Source organism: Hymenobacter sp. BT730 (assembly GCF_030542105.1).
Classification (GTDB): Bacteria; Bacteroidota; Bacteroidia; order Cytophagales; family Hymenobacteraceae; genus Hymenobacter.
This window is the reverse complement of sequence record NZ_JAUOFB010000003.1, coordinates 248,281-263,697: the sequence shown is the minus strand read 5'-3', so window position 1 is coordinate 263,697 and position 15,417 is coordinate 248,281. Positions and strand designations below refer to the sequence as shown.

Annotated in this window: 16 protein-coding genes; 8 read left to right on the top strand and 8 right to left on the bottom strand. The window is 54.3% G+C overall.

Annotated elements, in window-relative coordinates:
- The first annotated feature begins 56 nt into the window (after nucleotides 1–56).
- On the top strand, nucleotides 57–1,658 hold the full coding sequence (locus tag Q4G72_RS11005) for a hypothetical protein (RefSeq protein ID WP_303311477.1): 1,602 nt from the start codon (nucleotides 57–59) through the stop codon (nucleotides 1,656–1,658).
- 28 nt (nucleotides 1,659–1,686) lie between these two features.
- On the opposite strand, the gene Q4G72_RS11000 is transcribed toward Q4G72_RS11005, so the two are convergent.
- A complete protein-coding gene (locus Q4G72_RS11000) occupies nucleotides 1,687–2,820 on the bottom strand; it encodes a DNA topoisomerase IB (protein ID WP_303311476.1) in 1,134 nt (377 codons plus the stop codon).
- Between the two features lie 324 nt (nucleotides 2,821–3,144).
- Between Q4G72_RS11000 and Q4G72_RS10995 the strand changes: the two genes are divergently transcribed.
- Both Q4G72_RS10995 and Q4G72_RS10990 read left to right on the top strand, forming a co-directional pair.
- The gene (locus tag Q4G72_RS10995; RefSeq protein WP_303311475.1) at nucleotides 3,145–3,957 is read left to right on the top strand and encodes a M48 family metalloprotease; all 813 of its coding nucleotides are present in this window, start codon (nucleotides 3,145–3,147) and stop codon (nucleotides 3,955–3,957) included.
- A gap of 135 nt (nucleotides 3,958–4,092) precedes the next feature.
- Complete coding sequence (locus Q4G72_RS10990) at nucleotides 4,093–5,295, top strand: App1 family protein phosphatidate phosphatase (protein ID WP_303311474.1); 1,203 nt, start codon at nucleotides 4,093–4,095, stop codon at nucleotides 5,293–5,295.
- Here the strand turns inward: Q4G72_RS10990 and Q4G72_RS10985 are convergent.
- Both Q4G72_RS10985 and mtgA read right to left on the bottom strand, forming a co-directional pair.
- Nucleotides 5,292–5,729, bottom strand: coding sequence for a YybH family protein (locus tag Q4G72_RS10985; protein ID WP_303311473.1), 438 nt, complete (start codon nucleotides 5,727–5,729; stop codon nucleotides 5,292–5,294). The genes Q4G72_RS10990 and Q4G72_RS10985 overlap by 4 nt on opposite strands.
- Nucleotides 5,730–5,865: 136 nt before the next feature.
- Nucleotides 5,866–6,603, bottom strand: coding sequence for a monofunctional biosynthetic peptidoglycan transglycosylase (mtgA, locus tag Q4G72_RS10980; RefSeq protein WP_303311472.1), 738 nt, complete (start codon nucleotides 6,601–6,603; stop codon nucleotides 5,866–5,868).
- 117 nt (nucleotides 6,604–6,720) lie between these two features.
- Here mtgA and Q4G72_RS10975 point away from each other — a divergent pair, with 117 nt between their 5' ends.
- Together Q4G72_RS10975 and Q4G72_RS10970 are read left to right on the top strand one after the other, a co-directional pair.
- Nucleotides 6,721–7,356 (top strand): LON peptidase substrate-binding domain-containing protein, encoded by a 636-nt coding sequence (locus tag Q4G72_RS10975; RefSeq protein WP_303311471.1) that lies wholly within the window; start codon nucleotides 6,721–6,723, stop codon nucleotides 7,354–7,356.
- 70 nt (nucleotides 7,357–7,426) lie between these two features.
- Nucleotides 7,427–8,689 carry a metallophosphoesterase gene (locus Q4G72_RS10970; RefSeq protein WP_303311470.1) on the top strand — a complete coding sequence of 421 codons (1,263 nt, stop codon included), beginning with the start codon at nucleotides 7,427–7,429 and terminating at the stop codon, nucleotides 8,687–8,689.
- Here the strand turns inward: Q4G72_RS10970 and Q4G72_RS10965 are convergent.
- Together Q4G72_RS10965 and Q4G72_RS10960 are read right to left on the bottom strand one after the other, a co-directional pair.
- The gene (locus tag Q4G72_RS10965) at nucleotides 8,637–9,539 is read right to left on the bottom strand and encodes a diacylglycerol/lipid kinase family protein (protein ID WP_303311469.1); all 903 of its coding nucleotides are present in this window, start codon (nucleotides 9,537–9,539) and stop codon (nucleotides 8,637–8,639) included. The genes Q4G72_RS10970 and Q4G72_RS10965 overlap by 53 nt on opposite strands.
- A 106-nt stretch (nucleotides 9,540–9,645) precedes the next feature.
- Nucleotides 9,646–10,458: a M48 family metalloprotease gene (locus tag Q4G72_RS10960; RefSeq protein ID WP_303311468.1), complete on the bottom strand. Its 813-nt coding sequence runs from the start codon at nucleotides 10,456–10,458 to the stop codon at nucleotides 9,646–9,648.
- 227 nt (nucleotides 10,459–10,685) lie between these two features.
- Here Q4G72_RS10960 and Q4G72_RS10955 point away from each other — a divergent pair, with 227 nt between their 5' ends.
- A complete protein-coding gene (locus Q4G72_RS10955; protein ID WP_303311467.1) occupies nucleotides 10,686–10,880 on the top strand; it encodes a hypothetical protein in 195 nt (64 codons plus the stop codon).
- Between the two features lie 83 nt (nucleotides 10,881–10,963).
- Here Q4G72_RS10955 and Q4G72_RS10950 read toward each other — a convergent pair whose 3' ends face one another.
- Nucleotides 10,964–11,767, bottom strand: coding sequence for a murein L,D-transpeptidase catalytic domain family protein (locus tag Q4G72_RS10950; protein WP_303311466.1), 804 nt, complete (start codon nucleotides 11,765–11,767; stop codon nucleotides 10,964–10,966).
- 119 nt (nucleotides 11,768–11,886) lie between these two features.
- Between Q4G72_RS10950 and Q4G72_RS10945 the strand changes: the two genes are divergently transcribed.
- The gene (locus Q4G72_RS10945) at nucleotides 11,887–12,282 is read left to right on the top strand and encodes a hypothetical protein (protein WP_303311465.1); all 396 of its coding nucleotides are present in this window, start codon (nucleotides 11,887–11,889) and stop codon (nucleotides 12,280–12,282) included.
- 61 nt (nucleotides 12,283–12,343) lie between these two features.
- On the opposite strand, the gene Q4G72_RS10940 is transcribed toward Q4G72_RS10945, so the two are convergent.
- Together Q4G72_RS10940 and Q4G72_RS10935 are read right to left on the bottom strand one after the other, a co-directional pair.
- Nucleotides 12,344–12,748 carry a hypothetical protein gene (locus tag Q4G72_RS10940; protein ID WP_303311464.1) on the bottom strand — a complete coding sequence of 135 codons (405 nt, stop codon included), beginning with the start codon at nucleotides 12,746–12,748 and terminating at the stop codon, nucleotides 12,344–12,346.
- Nucleotides 12,749–12,977: 229 nt separating this feature from the next.
- Nucleotides 12,978–13,448, bottom strand: coding sequence for a DUF4199 domain-containing protein (locus tag Q4G72_RS10935; RefSeq protein WP_303311463.1), 471 nt, complete (start codon nucleotides 13,446–13,448; stop codon nucleotides 12,978–12,980).
- A gap of 344 nt (nucleotides 13,449–13,792) precedes the next feature.
- Between Q4G72_RS10935 and Q4G72_RS10930 the strand changes: the two genes are divergently transcribed.
- Entirely contained in the window at nucleotides 13,793–15,415 is a 1,623-nt protein-coding gene (locus tag Q4G72_RS10930) for an ABC-F family ATP-binding cassette domain-containing protein (protein WP_303311462.1), read from the top strand.
- Nucleotides 15,416–15,417 lie beyond the last annotated feature (2 nt).

Genomic DNA, 15,417 nt, shown 5'->3' with positions numbered 1-15,417 from the left:
GGTTTACCTTTCAGTGAAACTTGCGTTAGAGGATAGCAACTGCGTTTTTGCGTGCTATGCCCTATTCCTACCGTGCTTCCCTATTTGCTTTTTTGGTTTTGATGGGCTGTGCCCGTCAGCCCTATTTTCAGCCGGATGCGCGGGTACCTGATCCTGCCGGCCTCCGCCCCACCGGCGCAGATAGTACCTGGGTAACGGCTGGCCGGCACTACCAACGGGGGTGGTTACATAATGCACTGCTGGGCAAGCACTACCGCCAGGTTTGGGCCACGCCGGTAGCTTTGCCTGTGCTTAGCTTGCGCACGGCGGTACCAGGCACTGTGCTCACACCAGGAAAAATGGGTGGTGGCTTTCAGACCACCAGCCTCACGCTGGATGCGGCCGATGGGCGCAGCTATGTGCTGCGCACCTTAGATAAGGATCCATTTAAGACCTTACCTAAAGTAATGCGGAAAACCTTCCTGCTCACGCTGGTGCGCGACCAGACATCAGCAGGCAACCCATACGCGGCTTTTGTGGTGCCCCCGTTGGCACAAGCCGCCGGGCTGCTGCATACCACCCCCCGTCCTTTCTATGTAGCCGGCACTGATTCCACCTTGGGGCCATTTTCGAAGCGGTTTCAGGGGAAGGTAACGCTACTGGAGGAAAAGCAGTCTGGCAAAGAGAACCTCACGCCGGCTTTTGGAAAAGCCACCAATATTGTGGGTTCAGAAGACATGCTGGAACAACGGTATGCAGACCCCACGCATCAGATAGATGAAGTTATGTTTGCCCGCGCCCGCCTCTTTGATATCTGGCTGGGGGACTGGGACCGGCACGAGGGTCAGTGGCAGTGGGCGGTGTATGAGCAGAACGGCCGCACGCGCTACCAGGCAGTACCCAAAGATCGGGACCAGGTGTTTTACCGCTTCAATGATGGTTTGCTGCCCTGGCTGGCCAGCCGGCGTTGGGCCATTCGTAAGTTTCGCACATTTAAGCCCCGCTACGAAGACATAGAAGGCCTGGTTAAAAATGCCCGGTTTATTGATGCCCGAGCGTTGCATGAAATTTCCAGGTCCCAGTTTCAGCAGCAAGCCAGCCTTTTGCAGCGGCAACTGACCGACTCCGTAATTGATGCCGCCCTGCTCCGCTTTCCCGCGGCGGTATTTGCCCAGGAAGGTGCCCGTACCCGGCAGGCCCTGCAAGCCCGCCGGGCGGCTTTGACCCAGGCCGCCAACACATTCTATCATTTGCTGGCCCGCCACGTCACCATCCCGGGCACTGATAAGGCAGAACGCTTCCTGGTAGAACGGCTGACGGATTCTACCACCCGCGTGAGCATGTACCGCATTACGGAGAAAGACGATAAATACCGCGCCGACAGCCTTTGCTACCAGCGCACTTTCCGCACCGATGAAACCCGCCGCCTGACACTGCACGGCCTGGGTGGACAGGATATTTTTGAACTCAGCGGTGATGTACGCCAAGGCATTCGGGTAGATATTTATGGTGGACCTAAACCTGATGTAGTTATCGATAAGTCCAGGGTGCGGGGTTTGGGGAATAAAACCTTTTATTACGATACCAACCGGGATAATGAGCTAATTAAAGGCCCCAGCACCCGGGACAAGACCACCAAAGGCGTAAAAATGCACGCCTATGATCGGGAAGGCTCTTAAGCAACAGCCTCCCTCCTTTCTATACGTCTTACTTAGCTTCGGGAGCGGGTGGGCCTAGTGCCTGCAGCATGTCCAGAATCATGTGCTCAGTGGGCGTCAGCAAGTCGTTTTGGGCAGGGTCAGCATCATGGCGACGCAGGTAATCCAGTAGCTTATCAGTATTAAACAGCTCTACCACCTGCGGGTGAATGTAGTATTTAGAGCAAACTGTGGGCGTGTTACCCAGGTTCACAGCAACTTCTTTCACGGCATGCTTCAGGGTTTTGGGCTTAGGAAACTCCGGATGCTCGTTTAGCACGGCTTCCAGGCACTCCACCATTTTAACGGTACCGCCCCAGGTGCGGAAGTCCTTGGCAGAGAGGCTCAGGCCGGTTACCTCCTTTAAATAATCATTCACATCGCCGGACTCAATTTCTACGTGGTTGCCTTCGCCATCATAATATTGAAACAGGTGTTGGCCGGGAATTTCCTTGCACTTCTGCACCAGGCGGGCCAGCTTCCGGTCGTGTATCAGCACATCGTGCGCAACTCCTTTTTTACCCACAAATTGAAAGCGCACATCGGCGCCGGCCACCTGCACGTGCCGGTCACGCAGAGTGGTTAAGCCATAGCTTTTGTTTTTGCGGGCATACTCGCGACTGCCTATTCTGATAAAAGACTGATCCATGAGTGACAGCACCAGGGCAACCACCTTGCGCTTATCCAGCTGCGGCCGGGCCAGGTCTTTCTGCAACTGGTGGCGTAGTTCGGCAAGCTTCTCGCCAAAAGCCTGCAACCGGCTAAACTTCGTGAAGCTACGGGCCTGGTCCCAGGCTGGATGATAGATATACTGCTTGCGGCCTTTGGCATCGCGCCCAGTTACCTGCAGGTGGGCAGTAGCGGTGGGCGCTATCCAAACATCGGTCCAGGCCGGAGGGATTACGAAGCCGTGGATGCGGGCCAGGGTTTTCTCGTCGGTAATCTTGCTTCCCTTCGCATCGTGGTAGGTAAAGTTGCCTGCCCGGGTGCTACGGCGGGTAAGGCCGGGGTGTGTATCGTTATAGTAGCGCAGCCCGGCTAATTCGGCCTGCCGAGCCGGGTTTTTATAGAGTACGTGGGCTTCTTCCTCGGCAGTGAGGAATTTCTTTCTGATTTTCAGCCGGGGCTGAGCAGTAATAGGCATAAGCACAGGGTAAAACCGGTCGCGCAAAATACAGACACGGCCTAGGCTGTACGCAGGCACAGGTGAAAAGTAACGGCATGCTGAAGTAGCCCTGGTTTTGGGCTGCTATTGTTTTCTGAAAAGCGCTGGAATGCAGCTACTGCATTGCTTGGATATAAAATTTAGCACCCGGAGAATCAGCCTAATGCGCCGCCGGAGTCCATAAAAAGATGTTTTTGGCAACAGGATGCTATACCAGGCCGTATCGAAGGCCGTTGTTTCTGGCACCGTTTTTTCATCTGCGCCCCCAATTGCTCCTTTGTTTCTCCTTTTTCCTATTGTATCATGCTTAGAATATTGCGTACCCCTTACTTGTTGCTGGCCCTGGTGTTTTCTATGGGCGCCTCGTCCTGCACCAAGGATGCCAACGGCGACCGGCTGTTTTTCTCCGTGGAAGATGATAAGGCGCTGGGCGAGAAAGTAGCTCACGAAACGGACTCCACCTATGCGGCAAAAGGCCAGCTGCTATTGCGTACTGACACCAAAAACCAGCGTGCCTACCAGCTGCTGGATGGCGTAGTAAACCGGGTACTGAACTCAGGTGGACTGACCTACCGCAACGAGTTTCCCTGGGATGTCAAAATCATTAAAGATGACAACATCCAGAATGCCTTTGCTACGCCTGGCGGCCACATTTATGTGTATACCGGTCTGATTAAGTTTCTGGACAATGAAAGCCAGCTGGCGGGTGTGTTGGGTCACGAAATTGCCCACGCCGACCGCCGCCACACCTCCAAGGCGCTGCAACAACAGTATGGCATTTCGGTGCTGCTGAGCCTGGTGCTGGGCGAGAACCCAAATCAGCTGGCTGAAATTGCCGCCGGCCTGGGTCAGCTCAAATTCAGCCGCGACTACGAGCGGGAAGCGGATGAATACTCTGTCGTGTACCTCAACAAAACCACTTATGCCTGCGACGGTGCTGCTGGTTTCTTCATTAAGGCGCAGGCCGAAGGCACGGCCAGCCAGCCTGAGTTCCTGAGCACCCACCCCGACCCCGGCAGCCGCATTGAAGCTATTGAAGCCAAAGCCAATGAGCTGAACTGCAAAGGCCGCACCGTAGACAACAATAACTTTGAAGAGTTGAAACGCATCCTGTAAGACTGCCTGACTTCTCTTTAGCCAAACTGTAAAAGACTGGCGGACTGCATGACGCAGCCCGCCAGTCTTTTTTTTGCAACCCCGCCTTTATAACTCCGCGTATCCCCTGTATCGTTTCTCCTGAATATTCATCGAATGGCTTCTTTCTTTAACCGCATTGGCAACCTGGCAGAACACATCGACGACCTGGCTTTGACGGCGCGCATTCGGCTGGGCCTGCTGGACCCGTTACAGTTGGTGCCCTACCGCAGCTACGGCACTAAGGAGCGACTCTATGTGAAAGGCAGATTGCTGGCAGATAAGTCTTTGGCAGAACCAGCCGATACGGACTCGCGGTGGCAGAACCTGGTGAATATGTATCAGCGTTTTGAAAGCACCGAAATTCCCGGTGCCCAACTCAGTATTGAGCCCGGCGACGGTACTTCGCACACCATTGTAACCGATGAGGAAGGGTATTTCTCGCTTAACCTGGCACCTAAAAGCCTGCGGGAGCCGGAAAATTATTTATGGTACCCGGTGGATGTTCGGCTGATGGCCCCACCTGCGCGCATCTCTGCGCCGGTAGCCGGCCTTAGCGCCACTGCCCGCGTCCTCATCCCCCCACCCGACGCTGAATATGGCATTATCAGCGACCTGGATGATACCGTAATTCAGACCTCCGCTACCGATCTACTACGCATGGCGCGCATTGTGTTGCTGCGCAATGCCCGCTCGCGCATGCCGTTTGAGGGCGTAGCAGAGTTTTATCGCGCCCTGCAACTAGGGCGCAATGGTAAGCGCAACAACCCGTTTTTCTACGTAAGCAGCAGCCCCTGGAACTTATACGACCTCTTGGAAGACTTTCTGGAGCTCAATGAAATTCCGGCCGGCCCCATCTTGCTGCGCGATATGGCCCTGGCAGGCAAACAGCCCGGAGAGGCATCTACGCACCACGGCCATAAGCTGCGGGAGATTGAAAACCTGCTGCTAACCTATCCTACCCTGCCCTTTGTGCTGGTGGGCGACAGTGGGCAGGAGGATGCCAATATTTACCGGGAAGTAGTACGCCGGTATCCGGGCCGTATTCTGGCCATTTACATCCGAGACGTGCAACGCCCTGACCGGGCGGCCCTGGTTGAGAAAGTATCGGAGGAATTGCGGGGCGATAAGGTGGAAATGCTGCTGGTTAAGGATACCGTACAGGCCGCCAAGCATGCCGCCAGCGCCGGCCTCATCTTCACGGAAACTATTGCAGCAGTTCAGGAGGAGAAGGAAAAGGACCAGGCTACTTCCGAAGACCCAACCGAAGCCCAGGAACAAGGCGGTACCAAACCGGCACCTACTGTGGAAAAGGGCTAACTGGAATGGTCGGCTACGATTACCCAATGACCATTCAGGCGGCGCATCACCAATAGAAAATGGCCTTCCAGGTCACCCAGATTGGGGCGGGCCAAGTGCCATTTGCCGATGACCTGGGCGGCAGTGCTGCTAAGGGGCTGGATATGTAGGTTCGAAAAAGTCAGTTGGCCCATAGCAGCCGCATCGGGGTAGCTGCGGCGGTAGTTGTCCAGCGTGGGCTGCCAGCCATAGGTTAGCCCTTTTTTACCGATGAAAACCAGGGAGTCAGACTGCCAGTAGCCCTGCATAAAGCCGGCTACGTCCCCACGGTTCCAGGCGGCAGTTTGGGTGCTCAGCACCCTGCCAATATCCTGACGCATGGCGGCAGGGCGGCTGACGGCGCAAGCGGAGGTAAGCAGGGCACTTAAGGCAAATACGAGTAATCGGTTCTTCATCTGAGCAGATTCTGGGGGCAATCGTTAACGCTGGAAATCAAGCTGCAATTCACAGTGTAGGAGAAGTATTAAAAGGAGTTGGGCACTTTCGCGCAAAGGCAAACAAACTAATCATAGTCTGCCTATAAATTCCCCGTTACTCCTCCAGCACCTGCTGCACAAATCGTGTCCCACCCAAGCGAGTCATATTGCGCATCACACGGTATTGCTTAGCCCGGGCAGCCGGGCCGGGGCTGCTGGCCCGAAAACGCAAAGGGTTAGGAAGAATCCCCGCCAGCAGGGCTGCTTCCGCTTTACTCAAACTGGCCGCCGGTTTATGAAAATAGCGCTGCGCAGCTGCTTCTACCCCAAAAGTGCAGTCGCCCATTTCAGCTACGTTCAGGTACATTTCCAGAATGCGGCGCTTGTTCCAGAGCAACTCTATCAGCACCGTGAAGTACGCTTCGGCCCCTTTGCGCAGGTAACTGCGGCCATTCCACAGAAATACATTTTTGGCAACCTGCTGGCTGATGGTGCTGCCGCCCACCAGGCGCGTACCGTTTCCCCGGTTGCGCTTGGCGGCTTTGGCAATGGCATCCACATCAAAGCCATGATGCTGCAAAAAGCGCTGATCCTCAGCTGCTACCAGGGCCAGCGGCACCTGTGGCGACACTTCCTCCATAGAAACAAACGAATAGCGGATATTCCGCTCATCTACCAGACCTTGGTAGCTTCCCTCGGGGCGGTGTGCCCGGCGCTCCAGCATCAGCCAGGTGGCAGGAGGCGCCACCCACCGGTAAAGAAGTACCCATACCACCGTTGTCAGCAGTACAGAAGCCACCACCTGTAAGCCGATGCGCACGGCTTGCCGCCATTTTTTTGAAAACTCAGTCAAGATCCGTCGGTTTACTATTCTCCGGCACACAAAGTACCCCAGCGGCGAAATTAACGCATTTACCGGACCCACTGCAGCTTTTCGTACTTTCCTGTTTCTGCTCTCTGCCGTTTCTCTATGCCTCGCCTGCTCCCGCTTTTTCCGCTGAACCTGGTCGTTTTTCCGGGTGAAAAGCTCAACCTGCACATCTTCGAGCCCCGTTACCGGGAGTTGGTGCACGACTGCCTGCAGGAAAACCTCACGTTCGGTATCCCGCCGTATCTGGGAACCGAGGTGCAGGAACTAGGCACTGAAATGCGGCTACTGGATGTAGAGAAAGTATATCCCAATGGGGAAATGGATATCCGTACCCAGGCGCTGGGCCTGTTTCGTGTGCGGGAATTTTACCGGCAGGCTCCGGGTAAGCTCTACGCCGCCGGCAAAGTGGAAGACCTGGTAGATGACCCTGAACCCGATGCATTCCTGAAGAAGCGCATCACTGCTTACATCAAGCAACTATACCATGCCTTGGGTCTACACCGGATGTTTTTGGATCTACCCTCCGCGTATCGCACCTATGATATCGGGCACCATGTAGGCTTCAGTACTGAGCAGGAATATCAGCTCCTGAGCGCTACCAGTGAGCATGAGCGGCAAGAGATGCTGCTGGAACATCTGGAACAGATTGTGCCCATTGTGCTGGAAACCGAACGGCTGAAGGAGCGGGTAAAGCTCAATGGGCATTTCAAGAATCTGACGCCCCCAAATTTTTAAACTGCTATACCCACTCCCGGCCTTTGGGCCGGTGGGCTGCGTATAGCCATAGAAATTACTCCAACCTGCCGTGCCCTCCGTTGCTGCTTATGTTTTTCTGGCTATTCTCACGCTGCTGCTGGTATGGCTGTTACTGCGCTTCCGCATGGAGCGCCGGTTTCGCCGACGGCCCTATGTAGGCGCAGAATTCCGCCAATGGCAGGAGCAGCAGCTGCCTACGGTGGAGCCAGTTTACCGCGTGGCCCTGGTTGGGGACTTAGGCGCCGTGGCTACCGATGGCACCGACCCTGTATTGCAACTGCTCCGGAACTGGGTACAAACCGCCGGCACAGCCAGCGCCGTAGTCGTCCTCGGCGACAACGTTTATCCTACCGGTATCCCGCCCCAACAAACACCGGGTCGGGCGGCGGCAGAGCGCCGCCTGGCAAGCCAGTTGGAAGTATTTCAGAACTATACTGGCCAGGTGGTGTATCTCAGCGGCAACCACGACTGGAACAAAGGCCGCCCTGATGGCTATGAGTATTTACTAAGGCAGGAAGAGTTAGTAGCCCATTGGCTGCCACAGGCGCAGTATTTACCACCTCGCGGGTGCCCGGGGCCGGTTACCCTCCAATTAGCCCCGGGGCTACTACTAGTCGTTTTAAACACGCAATGGTGGGTGCAGCACGGCCGGCGCCCGCAGGGCGAGTTGGATGGATGCCCGCCTGATGACGGACGCACTCCCTTTCAGCAACTCCTACAGATTCTACGAGACAACCAGCAGCAACGCATCCTGGTAGCCGGACATCACCCTTTGTATTCCAATGCCATGCACGGCGGTAATTTTACCACCCGCCAGCATATGTTCCCACTTACGGCCATTCATAAGAAAGCCTACATTCCCCTTCCCATCCTGGGCTCCTTATTCCCACTCTACCGTACCTTAATAGGCGCCGAAGAAGACATGGCGCATCCCCGTTACCGGCATATGCGCCGGCGCTTACTGCGTGTCTTAAAGCAGTTTCCCAACCTGGTATACGCCGCCGGCCACGACCACAATCTGCAGTATTTCAAGCGGGACGGAAGCCACTATCTGGTTAGTGGCTCAGGCAGCAAAACGGCCTTTGTACAGGCTGGTGGGCAGGCGGCCTTTACGCACGAGCAAAAAGGCTTTTTTGCGTTGGAGTATTATGCCAACGGTGAAGTGTGGCTTCGTACGCTGGAGCCGGGTATTTCCTTAACCGGCCCGGCTGCAGCACCAGAGCCCTTCCGCTGGCAGTTGGTAGCTGCCAGGACTGTGCCTAAGATGACGCCCCCAACACCGGTGTCAGTACGTGTAGGCTCCGCGGAATAATATTTATTTCCACGGGGGTAGGCAGGTTAAGCGGCTCGCCATCAATCTGTACCAGCACCTCCGTTTGCCCGGGCATCCACACCTTCGCCCAGCGGCAAGGCAGGCGCTTGGTGTATACGGAGTCATCAAACCCATCGGTATAGAGGCGGTAGAGAATGCCCGGGGCTGCGGCCGCTGGGAAGGGTTCAATCACACATATTTCAAACTGCCCATCATCCATGCGGCTGTCGGGGTTAATAACCACATTACTGCCGAAGGTATTGGCATTGGCCACAGTCAGCATAAAAGCCGGCCCTTCAAATGATTCCAGGTCGGTTTCTATTCGAAATTCTGCAGGCTCATAGCTAAGATATTCCTGCATAGCAATGCGCACGTAGGCACCGGGACCACGGGTTTCGCCGCTGGCAAAACGCTCCACTACCAGCGCATTAAATCCCAGGTCCGCCAGATGAGCCGAGAAATGCCCTCCCACGCTCAGCGTATCTATTACGCGCACTTCATGCTCCCAAATCAGACGTAAAGCCTCATTTGGGTCTTGCGGAATCTGCAAGTCCTTAGAAAGGCCGTTTCCCGAACCCAGGGGCAGAATTCCCAGCGGGGTTTCAGTACCAGTCAGGGCTTCAGCTACCAGGCTTACGGTACCATCGCCCCCGGCTGCAAATACCGCTTCCGGCTGGTGCTGCTGCAGATATTGGCGTAGCAAGAGCAGGTCGTTCTGGCCAGTGGTATGGAAGAAACTGGCGGCACGGCCATGTTCCGTACAGTAGGTCGTAATTCTCTGCTCGAGTCCCTCCTTTTCAATATCCCCGGAAATGGGGTTGAGCACAAACAGTACGGACTTGAATAGCACGGGAAATTAACTAAAAAGTATAGGAAGAAAAGTACTAAAGCAGCTTATACCCTCAAACCAAAACGGCCAACCCAGAAGGTCGGCCGCTGTGGTTTGAGGGGTGTTTTTAGGGCTTCAGGCCAGCAGGTATACCACTGGGAAAGTGCTCCTGAATTTCCTGTTGAATTTCCTGTTCGCGGTTGCCGGGGTTAGGGTGCGTTTGCATGAACTCAGGGCCGCTGCCGCCGCCACCGGCTTGTTCCAGCACTTGCATTACCTGCAGCATGGCGCGGGGGTCATAGCCGGCGTCGCTGACGTAGTCTACGCCTACCCGGTCGGCCTCCAGCTCGTCTTCCCGGCTAAAGCGAAGGGAAACTACTTTGGCAATAGCCGCGGCAATGGCGGCATTGGCAATAGAGCCGCCGGGGCGGTCGGGGTCATAGGCTGCAATACCGGCAGCACCGGCCAGTCCCTGGGTTAGTTGGGTTTTAGCCAGCTGCTCAGCCGAATGGCGCTGAATAACGTGGCCCACTTCGTGCGCTAGCACACCAGCTACCTGTCCTTCGGTCTTCAGATTTTTGAGCAGTCCGGCCGTCAGGAAAATCTGCCCGCCTGGCAGCGCAAAAGCATTAATGGTTTGCTCATCGGCCAGTAAGTAAAAGTTGAACTTGTAAGGCGAGCGGGAGGCCGGCGACCCTTGCACTACTGCCTGCCCAATGCGGCTGACCGCCTCCTGGGCCTGCTTATCAGGGTGCAGCCCACCATATTGCTGGGCCATTTCCGGCGCGGCCTTTAGACCCAGCGCAATTTCATCTTCGGTACTCAGGTTCACATGCTGCTCCTCGCCCGTTACGGGGTTGGTTTGTCGGTTGCAGTAGTAGGTAATAAATGAGAACCCCGCAATTACCAGGGCTATCAGATATCGAAAGCTTCCTCTCATAATGGATGGTGGTGAGTGTCGTAAAAGGTTGATGCCGCATAAGAATAGAATGCGGCTATGCCCTGTGTAACGCGAAGCCTGCAACAGGGTTGCCCGGGCTTCCAGTGCATTTTCAGGGTTTTCATATAGCCAAAATTTTATTGCTTTCGTATCAAGCAAACCCTGGTGCTCCTATTGCTCTGAGCACTTTCTCTCACTCCTTCTCTCAAATAACCACGCAACAGCATATGAACCAGAAACGCACATTTGGCGCTATTCTCACAATTCTGGGAATTGTGGGCATTATTTACGGCGCACTGGGTTTCCTGCAGATTGCCGGAGTATCCCTCGGTAAGCTTAATTCCATCGTTCCTTTTGTAATTGGCCTGATCTTCTTCTTTGCTGGCATCAACCTGGTAAAAGCTACCGGAGACCGAGCCTAGCATACTTACAAGTACCCCATACTAAAAAAGCTCCTGGCATATGTGCCAGGAGCTTTTTTAGTATGGGGTACAGGGCTTAAGCGTTAATTGCCGGATGCCAGCCCTTTTTGTTGGGCATAAAAGGAAAGGGCAGAGTCAATGGTGAGCCAGTTGGAGCTATAGGATACCTGCTCCGGTGCGTGGGCGTATACCACAGTTCCCCGTTTAATATTCTGAATTATGGCTGATGACTGGCCGGCTGGTAAAGCCGGGCAGCCCTGGCTGCGGCCCAGGCGGCCATGTTGCCGCACAAACTGCTCACTTACATAATCAGCGCCGTGCACTACCACGGCCCGCTCCATTACATTGGAGTTGTAAGCAGCATCCATTCCGCGCAGTTTCAAGGAAAGTCCATGCTTGCCGGTATAGGTTTGTCCGGTGATGAAAAAGCCTACGCTGCTCATCTCGGAGCCCGGCCGATTGGAAAAGCTACGAGCCATGTTTTCGCCGGTATTCTTGCCGTGCGCCACCAATGTGTGATGTAGCAGGCGGTTGCGGCTCAGATCAATCACCCACAAGCGCTTTTCGGTGCTGGGGCGGCTGAAATCAATAATTGTAAGAATTGGGCGCAGCGCAGCAGAAGGATTCCGCTGATTTAAATTGTAATATCCCAACAAAGCTTTGCGGTATACAGCGGGCTGTAAGCCTGTTACAGTTAAGCCTGCGGCTGCATAGCTACGTACCATATCCTGCTCGAAAGCGGCCAGATAAAGCATGCGCCGGGCGTCGCTAAGGGTGCCTTTTTCGCCAAGGGAGGGCCTTTCAGCAGCCTTTTCGGTTGCGGTAACCGCAGTAGGAGCAGAAAGTGTAAGCAGTGAAAAAAACAGGCTGGCAAAAACGGTGGGCATGGAGCGCATAAACGGCAGAACTTCGGAAGTCAGGGTTATAACACAACGCAGGGAATACAAAAATAGTATTTTAGCGCCACATGGCTCCCCAACGTCGGGGAAACTGTTCTTGGTTCCCTATGGCCTTTCGATATGTTTCAGCTTTTGTAATGCTGGGCAGCCTCCTGCTTACCAGCTGCGGACATGAAATCTCGGCTATTGCCGGTTTTAATGATGCTGTCTGGCGCAACGATGCTTTTGCCTGTCAGAACCAGCGAAGCGCCCAATTAGCGGCACTGGAAAAGGGTCGTGAAAAGCTTTATGGGGCACGTACCGCTGCCGTGGAACAGCTGCTGGGCCGGCCCGACCGGTTAGAGCTTTCAACCCAAACGGAGAAGGTGTATTTTTATTATGTGCAGCCCGGGGCGCAGTGTGCCCCCAATCACCCGGCCACCAATAGCGCACAGCTTACCCTGCGTTTCGATCCGCTGGGTCGGGTGTCCGAAGTAATCATTCCTTCAGTCCCGAATAAGTAGTCCTTTTCATCCCTGCTTAGCCAAAAAAGGCTGCTCTGATTTAGAGCAGCCTTTTAAATTTTTAACCGAGGCCATTTTCATGCGGGTCGGTTTCCTGTTGGGTGGGTTGTTGTACCTGTATAAACTGATCTAGCTGAGCGGGGGTAAGGATGCGGCGGCATTGCTGCTCATAATATAGGTCTAGTTCCGAGAGTCGGGCGCGCCGCTGCTCGGGGTCATCTTGGTAAAGCCACAAAATCTCATCCTGCCGGGCCAGGCGCGTTTGATTGATTACCCGCAACCGCTCATACTGGGTGTCATTTAGCTGTAGCGTACGGCTCATATCCCGGGTTAAGATAATTGCCCGCAAGTGCAGCATGCGGTTGTTGGCTGGTGTCGGCAGCTCAGCGAGCCGGTCGCTGGATTGGGCCGCAACATGCCCGGTAGCGCCCCATAGCAGCGCCAGCAAACACAATAGGGTTTTCATAACGGTGGTAAAAAATGCGGGGAATTAGAAAGGGCAGTTAGCAGCTAAAGGAGTTAGCTGATAGAGAAACTTCCAAAAGATGTGGCTGAACAGATAGCTAAATATATAAACAAAGGATAATTAAAACAAAATTTATTCATATTATATTCTCAACAGTGACTTCTACCCAAATCCATAAAAAAACCGCTTCCGAAGCCGGAAGCGGTTTTTCAACAAAAGCTGAAAAAGCTTACTCTACTCCTTCCATTGGCATGTGGTCAGGGCTCTTAAAATACTGCATGGCAATCAAGGAAATAATGACCCCGGACATGGCGCCTTGCAGGATGATGGCCAGGAAGGCAATGGTGACCGACAAATCAAACCCAAATAAGTCGCTGGCCCGCAGTTCTTCCATTAGGCCTGGATTGATGATGACGTAAATAATAAAGCAGAAGCCAAAGGCTATTGAGGCTACAATGGCCGTAAGAATACCTGTTCCAAAGCCTTGCAGATAGGCAATCCGTCCGTCGCGGGCCCGCTTAAACCGGGCAATGGCCGCGCAAATACCAACAGCCAGAATCAGCGCATTCAGGTAGCTAAGCTCAATATGAGACGCATATCCCAACAGCGTGGCTATGAGGAAGTAAATCAACATGGCAGCGGCCGTGTACAGCCCATACCGAACACCATTGTTTTCCGGTGTAATACGAACGTCGCTCATAACAGGAAAGTGAAAACGGATGGAAACGTCAAGAAAACCCGCCTGCCACCGGTACCTCACCTATTCCCGGCAACGAAGCGTTGGCTATAAAGGCTTTTTACTATACTACTTTCTGTGTGTGGTTGTTGTGTTGCTGTGTCAGAATTTTAAGCCCTGGTTCTCAGTAAGCAAGGCTCAGCAATAAACTATTGATAAGAGGGAGCGAAAAATGCAAAAGCAGTGTTTCTTAGCACCTGAAGCTGGGCTTGTTAGCTCGGCTGCGGCCAATTTTTCGTACCTTTGCGGGCCGTTTAGCCCCACCAGGCGCAGCGGACCATTTTTCTGCTTTTAGTCTTTTCCTTTATATGATCAGTACCACCAATGTGAGCTTGCGCTATGGAAAGCGCGTATTGTTTGAGGATGTTACCATCAAGTTCATGCCCGGCAACGTGTATGGCCTCATTGGGGCAAACGGCGCCGGCAAGTCTACTTTTCTGAAGATACTCTCGGGTGAGATTGAGCCGAACACAGGCTCCGTAGATATGCCCAAAGGGGCGCGCTTGTCGGTGCTGAAGCAGAATCAGTTTGCCTACGATGCCTTCCCCGTTCTCCAGACCGTCATTATGGGCCACACGCGCCTGTGGAAGGTGATGGAGGAAAAAGATGCTCTCTACGCCAAAGCCGACTTCTCCGACGCCGACGGCGAGCGGGCGGCTGTGCTGGAAGGCGAGTTTGCCGACCTGGAAGGCTGGAATGCCGAATACGAAGCCGCCGAGCTGCTCTCCGGTCTGGGTATTGGTGAAGACAAGCACCACACCCTGATGAGCGACCTGGGAACTTCCGATAAAGTGCGGGTGCTGCTGGCACAGGCCCTGTTCGGCAACCCCGATGTACTCCTGCTGGACGAACCAACCAACGGCCTGGATGCGGAAACGGTGCTCTGGCTGGAAAACTTCCTGGATTCGTTCCAGAACACGGTTATCGTGGTTAGCCACGACCGCCACTTCCTGGATGCCGTGTGTAACTACATGGCCGACCTGGACTTCTCTAAAATCACCATGTACCCTGGCAACTACTCGTTCTGGTACGAGTCGTCGCAGCTGGCTTTGCGTCAGCGCCAGGACATCAATAAGAAGACCGAAGACAAGCGCAAGGAACTGGAAGAATTTGTGCGCCGCTTCTCGGCCAACGCTTCCAAATCCAAGCAGGCTACTTCGCGCCAGAAATTGCTGCAGAAGCTTACCCTGGAAGAAATTAAGCCTTCCTCGCGCAAGTACCCTTACATAGCCTTCAAGCCCGAGCGGGAAGCCGGCAACCAGCTGCTCACGGTAGAAAACCTGAGTGCTTCGGTAGACGGGCAGACGATTTTCCGCAACGTTTCTTTCTCCCTCGATAAGAAGGATAAAGTGGCCATCATCAGCCGCGACGACCGGGCCGCTTCCCTCCTGTTCGACATCCTGTTTGAGCAGACCAAGCCCGCTACCGGCACCTTTAAGTGGGGCACCACCATCACGCCCAGCTACTTCCCCAAGGAAAACGAGAAGTTCTTCGATACCGACCTGAACCTGGTAGACTGGCTGCGCCAGTACAGCGTGGAGAAGGACGAGTCCTTTATCCGGGGCTTCCTGGGCCGCATGCTGTTCTCGGGTGAAGAGTCGCAGAAGAAATCTAATGTGCTGAGCGGGGGTGAGAAAGTGCGCTGCATGCTTTCCAAGATGATGATGGAAGGCGGCAACGTGCTGGTGATGGACGACCCTACCAACCACCTGGACCTGGAAAGCATCACAGCTCTGAACAACTCCCTGCAGGAATTCAATGGCTCGCTGATTTTCGCCTCGCACGACTTACAGGTAGTGGAAACCGTAGCCAATCGTATTATTGAGCTGACGCCGGATGGCATCATCGACCGCCGCATGCATTACGAAGAGTACCTGGCCGATGAAAACATCAAGGTGCAGCGCCAGCGCATGTATCAACTTGTATCCTAAGC

Coding starts and splice junctions, on each gene's coding strand:
- Q4G72_RS10940 (WP_303311464.1), bottom strand. CDS start 12,748: ATGAAAACCCTATTGTGTTTGCTGGCGCTGCTATGGGGCGCTACCGGG.
- Q4G72_RS11005 (WP_303311477.1), top strand. CDS start 57: ATGCCCTATTCCTACCGTGCTTCCCTATTTGCTTTTTTGGTTTTGATG.
- Q4G72_RS10995 (WP_303311475.1), top strand. CDS start 3,145: ATGCTTAGAATATTGCGTACCCCTTACTTGTTGCTGGCCCTGGTGTTT.
- Q4G72_RS10990 (WP_303311474.1), top strand. CDS start 4,093: ATGGCTTCTTTCTTTAACCGCATTGGCAACCTGGCAGAACACATCGAC.
- Q4G72_RS10985 (WP_303311473.1), bottom strand. CDS start 5,729: ATGAAGAACCGATTACTCGTATTTGCCTTAAGTGCCCTGCTTACCTCC.
- Q4G72_RS10975 (WP_303311471.1), top strand. CDS start 6,721: ATGCCTCGCCTGCTCCCGCTTTTTCCGCTGAACCTGGTCGTTTTTCCG.
- Q4G72_RS10955 (WP_303311467.1), top strand. CDS start 10,686: ATGAACCAGAAACGCACATTTGGCGCTATTCTCACAATTCTGGGAATT.
- Q4G72_RS10960 (WP_303311468.1), bottom strand. CDS start 10,458: ATGAGAGGAAGCTTTCGATATCTGATAGCCCTGGTAATTGCGGGGTTC.
- Q4G72_RS10950 (WP_303311466.1), bottom strand. CDS start 11,767: ATGCCCACCGTTTTTGCCAGCCTGTTTTTTTCACTGCTTACACTTTCT.
- Q4G72_RS10935 (WP_303311463.1), bottom strand. CDS start 13,448: ATGAGCGACGTTCGTATTACACCGGAAAACAATGGTGTTCGGTATGGG.
- Q4G72_RS11000 (WP_303311476.1), bottom strand. CDS start 2,820: ATGCCTATTACTGCTCAGCCCCGGCTGAAAATCAGAAAGAAATTCCTC.
- Q4G72_RS10945 (WP_303311465.1), top strand. CDS start 11,887: ATGGCCTTTCGATATGTTTCAGCTTTTGTAATGCTGGGCAGCCTCCTG.
- Q4G72_RS10930 (WP_303311462.1), top strand. CDS start 13,793: ATGATCAGTACCACCAATGTGAGCTTGCGCTATGGAAAGCGCGTATTG.